Here is a 4,056-nt window from a genome sequence, read left to right as displayed (position 1 = left end):
TTCCGAACGGCCAGGTCCTGGCTTTGAATGAATTAATTGAACAGTTCGGACCGAATCTGAAGAAGATTATTCCACAGGCTGCTTGGGACGCCGTTACTGTGAATGGGAATATTATGGGGATTCCGCAGCCGCAGGAAGGAAATGCACCGGGATCTAGAATTGGCTTCGTACGAAAAGATTGGTTGGACAAGGTAGGGCTTTCTGTTCCAACAACATCGGATGAATACCTGAACATGCTTCGTGCCTTCCGTGATAAGGATCCGAATGAGAATGGCAAACAGGATGAAATCCCATTTTCCATGCGGGAAAAGATCTCTTGGGCAGACAATATATTCGGCATGTGGGGTGTGAATTTAGATGCCTTTACTTTGTATAATGATGAGATTATTCCAGATATTATCCATCCTAATACAAAATTGGCATTGGGTTTTCTGAAGACGTTGTGGGAGRAGAAGTTGATTGATTCTGAATTTCTGACTAATTCCGGAGCAATCTGGCAGCAAAAAATATTTTCTGATACGGTAGGTGCTTGGAATCATCAGCCCTCTTACGCTTGGTTTTTCCAGGATCAAATGAATAACATGGTACAAGGGAAGAAAACGGATGTCACTACGATCCCAACTCCCCGCGGCACTGGATATACAGGGCCGTTAGGCGGTGTCAATCAACCTGTATTGAAGACTTTTATTATTATGAAAAATGCCGATAATCCGGAAGCCATTATTCGATTGTTAGATTGGATGATTTCAGAAGAGGGCGCAGCATTCGCCGCATTCGGAATTCCAGGGGAGACATATAAGAAAGAAGGAGACAAGTATGAATATGATTTGACAAAAGACAAGACGAACCCCCTATATTTATGGCGCAGCGTATTGCTTAATATTTCGGGCTTCAATGAGAACATCTCAAGAACACTAGCAGGCTCTGATGAGGCCTTCAATAAGTTAAATACGGCATTTGAATATGCACAGAAAGAAGGCATTCCGAATCCAAACGTCACGTTGCCGATTGCAAAAGCATCGCTTGATAATCCAGAGCTTGGGTTGTACGGGACCTTGTTTCAGGAAACGGCAGCAAAAATTATTATGGGCAAAGCACCGCTTGATTCGTTTGACGAGTTCGTTGAGACATGGCGCAAGCAAGGCGGTGACGATCTGATTAAGCAGAAAACAGAGGCTTACCAAGCGAATGTAAAGGGATAGAGGATTTGACAACTATTAATAGGGGGTTCTAAGGATCATGAATTATTCGATACCATGTACGAATGAAAGTTCTCCTTCTCACACTTATAGTGTCTCTAGCAGTTCCCATTGTATTGCTTGTACCAAGTCGTGCTAATGCTAATGCCACGGTCTTCTCGAATGGCAGTTTCATACAACCTAACATTGCTTTAAAGTGGACGGTGGCTGATTGGGAGCAGGAAATGCTTACGCTCAAAGAAGTAGGCAATGAGCTGCTCATCATTCAGTGGACAGCTGATTCGACGGCGGCGAATATGTATACCTACTATCCGACAGACATTCCGAAATTTGAGTGTAGATCCAATGGTCGCAGGGGACTTAGTAGAAAATGTACTGACGGCTGCAGACAATGTAGGAATCAAAATTTGGCTTGGATTAAACCGCAATAATGAATTTTCCAAGAAGCATGCAAGCGATGAAGCATGGCTAAATGCTCATTTCGCACTTAGCGAAACTGTGCTGAAGGAGTTATGGGATAATTATGGGCATCAATTAAGATTAAGAAACTAAAGGAGCTTCACGCGACAATCGGCGGGGGCTTCTTTTGTTTATACATCAAAAATAGATGATATCACATAGTGGGCTGCCTGTTGAATCCGACGAACTGTTCAATAAATGAAATAAATAAAAAGCATGGTTCATACGGAATCGGACAAACTAATGTGAGAGTAAAAACGGGAGGTTGAACGGTTGTGATGAACAGAGGATTAGGAACAGCAATCGCCGCCGTAGGCGCAGCGCAGCTGCTAAAGCTGCCTTTGCATAAAGCGAAGTCAGGGAAATGGGATGCTCGCAAAATGTTTGAATCAGGTGGGATGCCGAGTTCACACTCTAGCGGTGTATCGGCGTTGGCTGTCTACACAGCAACTAGGTATGGTGGAAAGACTCCAGAATTCGCAATAGCAGCTATGCTCGGAATTATTGTTATGTATGATGCAATGAATATTCGTCGATATGCGGGAGAAACCGCTATTCGTGTAAACGACCTTGAAGCTGATGTAGAGAAGCTGACGGGTGATCGTCTTGGTATTGATCATAGCAGGCGAAGTAAGCGACTCAAGGAAAGATTGGGACATCAGCCGAGCGAAGTCGTCGCTGGCTCATTGCTCGGTGCTGTTATTGGTTTTATTGGGGCGATTACCGCTAAAAAACGCTTATAGATTTTCATAAACTTGAACTCCAATACATGCTTCTAGATGTGTCTGAATGTTGTGTAGCTAGAGCTTATGCCTTAGTTATATAATGAGTAAGGATGTCATTCTAGATACATTATTTGGAGGGGATAACGTTGAAGGAAATTTTGTTATGGCCAAATGGAGCACCTGGCGCAAAAGGAGTTACCGATGAAGATTGCCCTGCTATTGTACCTTACTTAGTTGACGGAGATAATCGACCAGTAGTCGTTGTATGCCCAGGCGGCGGCTATGGTGGTCGTGCTCAGCATGAAGGGGAACCGATTGCAAGATGGCTGAACGGACTTGGTATTTCAGCATTTGTGCTTCGTTACCGGGTAGCTCCTTATCAGTATCCGTCCGCATTGCTTGATGTGCAGAGGGCGATTCGTACCGTTCGACATGAAGCCAATCGTTTTCGAATCAATCCGGACAAGTTAGGTGTGTTAGGTTTTTCAGCTGGTGGACATTTAACGGCGAATGCAGGTACAAGCTATGACATGGGTAATGTCGAAGCAGAAGACGTAATTGAGCGTCAGTCATCCAGGCCTGATCTTCTCGTACTTTGTTACCCCGTTATCACTTTAACAGATCCTTTCACCCATACAGGTTCTAGAGATAATCTGCTTGGAAAAGAAGCAACGCTAGAACAGATTGACTTGCTCAGTCCTGAGAAAAATGTAACAGAAGATACGCCGCCTACATTTTTATGGCATACGTTTGATGATGCGGCTGTTCCAGTCGAGAACAGTTTGATGTTTGCTTCAGCGCTCAGTAAACATAATGTGAAGTTTGATCTGCATGTTTATACCAAAGGGCGGCATGGATTAGGACTTGCTGAAGATGAAGAGCATACAATCGGATGGGTAGATACCTGTGCTTCGTGGCTTGCTTTTAATGATTTTAAGTAAATGCTTCTAACAAGATAATATCCATAATAGATAAAGGCTGACCCCTATGTCATGAACTGCAGGGTCAGCCTCTTCCTCGTAGAGCGGTAGACGTAAGGGTCGTTAATAAGCTCAATGATGTCTTACCCAATTAAAGCAATTGCCTGTTGCTCGGCGTGTAGAAGACGTTCTCTAACACGGACGACCTCACCGATAATAATTAGAGCTGGGTTGATCAATTTCATAGAGACGGCGAGCGTATGAATATCCGCGAGTGTTCCAATAATTGTGCGCTGGTTAGCGAGCGTGCCTCGTTCGATAATAGCCACAGAAGTTGTAGCTGCTTTGCCATGCTTGAGCAATTCTTCTCTAATGAAAGGCAACTGGCTAACGCCCATATAAATGGCAAGCGTATCGACACTATGGGCTAGTAAATCCCAGCGGATTGGCGATTTGTCGTTGTGGCATCGACTGCCGGTCACGCAAGCGAAGGAAGCTGCATAATCGCGATGGGTGACCGGTATGCCTGCGGCAGCGGCTGCGCCGATTGCAGATGTAATGCCTGGAATGATCTCGTAAGGAATTCCCCATGCTGCAAGCTCTAACGCTTCTTCAGCGCCTCGTCCGAAGACAAACGGGTYTCCGCCTTTTAGACGGACGACCTTTTTACCTTCCAGTGCATTTTCGATTAGTGCCTCGTTAATGAGATGCTGCGGCATCGCATGAATACCAGGTGATTTGCCGCAATAGATC

The 4,056-nt window shown here is 44.8% G+C and carries 6 protein-coding genes; 5 read left to right on the top strand and 1 reads right to left on the bottom strand.

The genetic code is table 11. The features are described 5' to 3' along the window. The 5 genes from AC1DWN_RS29290 to AC1DWN_RS29270 form a co-directional block, all read left to right on the top strand. On the top strand, nt 1–1,202 hold a 1,202-nt coding region (locus tag AC1DWN_RS29290; protein WP_477562406.1), incomplete at its 5' end, for an extracellular solute-binding protein. Between the two features lie 113 nt (nt 1,203–1,315). Continuing rightward, nucleotides 1,316–1,630 carry a hypothetical protein gene (locus AC1DWN_RS29285; RefSeq protein WP_477562408.1) on the top strand — a complete coding sequence of 105 codons (315 nt, stop codon included), beginning with the start codon at nt 1,316–1,318 and terminating at the stop codon, nt 1,628–1,630. Then, nucleotides 1,545–1,751 carry a DUF4434 domain-containing protein gene (locus AC1DWN_RS29280; protein ID WP_477562405.1) on the top strand — a complete coding sequence of 69 codons (207 nt, stop codon included), beginning with the start codon at nt 1,545–1,547 and terminating at the stop codon, nt 1,749–1,751. The genes AC1DWN_RS29285 and AC1DWN_RS29280 overlap by 86 nt, the downstream gene beginning before the upstream one ends. Nucleotides 1,752–1,936: 185 nt before the next feature. Next, a complete protein-coding gene (locus AC1DWN_RS29275; RefSeq protein WP_477562407.1) occupies nt 1,937–2,401 on the top strand; it encodes a divergent PAP2 family protein in 465 nt (154 codons plus the stop codon). Between the two features lie 128 nt (nt 2,402–2,529). Beyond that, a complete protein-coding gene (locus tag AC1DWN_RS29270; RefSeq protein ID WP_477562404.1) occupies nt 2,530–3,324 on the top strand; it encodes an alpha/beta hydrolase in 795 nt (264 codons plus the stop codon). Nucleotides 3,325–3,446: 122 nt separating this feature from the next. Here AC1DWN_RS29270 and cobA read toward each other — a convergent pair. Then, a partial coding sequence (cobA, locus tag AC1DWN_RS29265; RefSeq protein ID WP_477562403.1) for a uroporphyrinogen-III C-methyltransferase occupies nt 3,447–4,056 on the bottom strand: 610 nt, incomplete at its 5' end.

This window comes from Paenibacillus sp. P4_A7, assembly GCF_056402455.1.
This window is presented reverse-complemented; position numbering and strand designations above follow the sequence as displayed.

Coding starts and splice junctions, on each gene's coding strand:
- AC1DWN_RS29280 (WP_477562405.1), top strand. CDS start 1,545: ATGGTCGCAGGGGACTTAGTAGAAAATGTACTGACGGCTGCAGACAAT.
- AC1DWN_RS29275 (WP_477562407.1), top strand. CDS start 1,937: ATGAACAGAGGATTAGGAACAGCAATCGCCGCCGTAGGCGCAGCGCAG.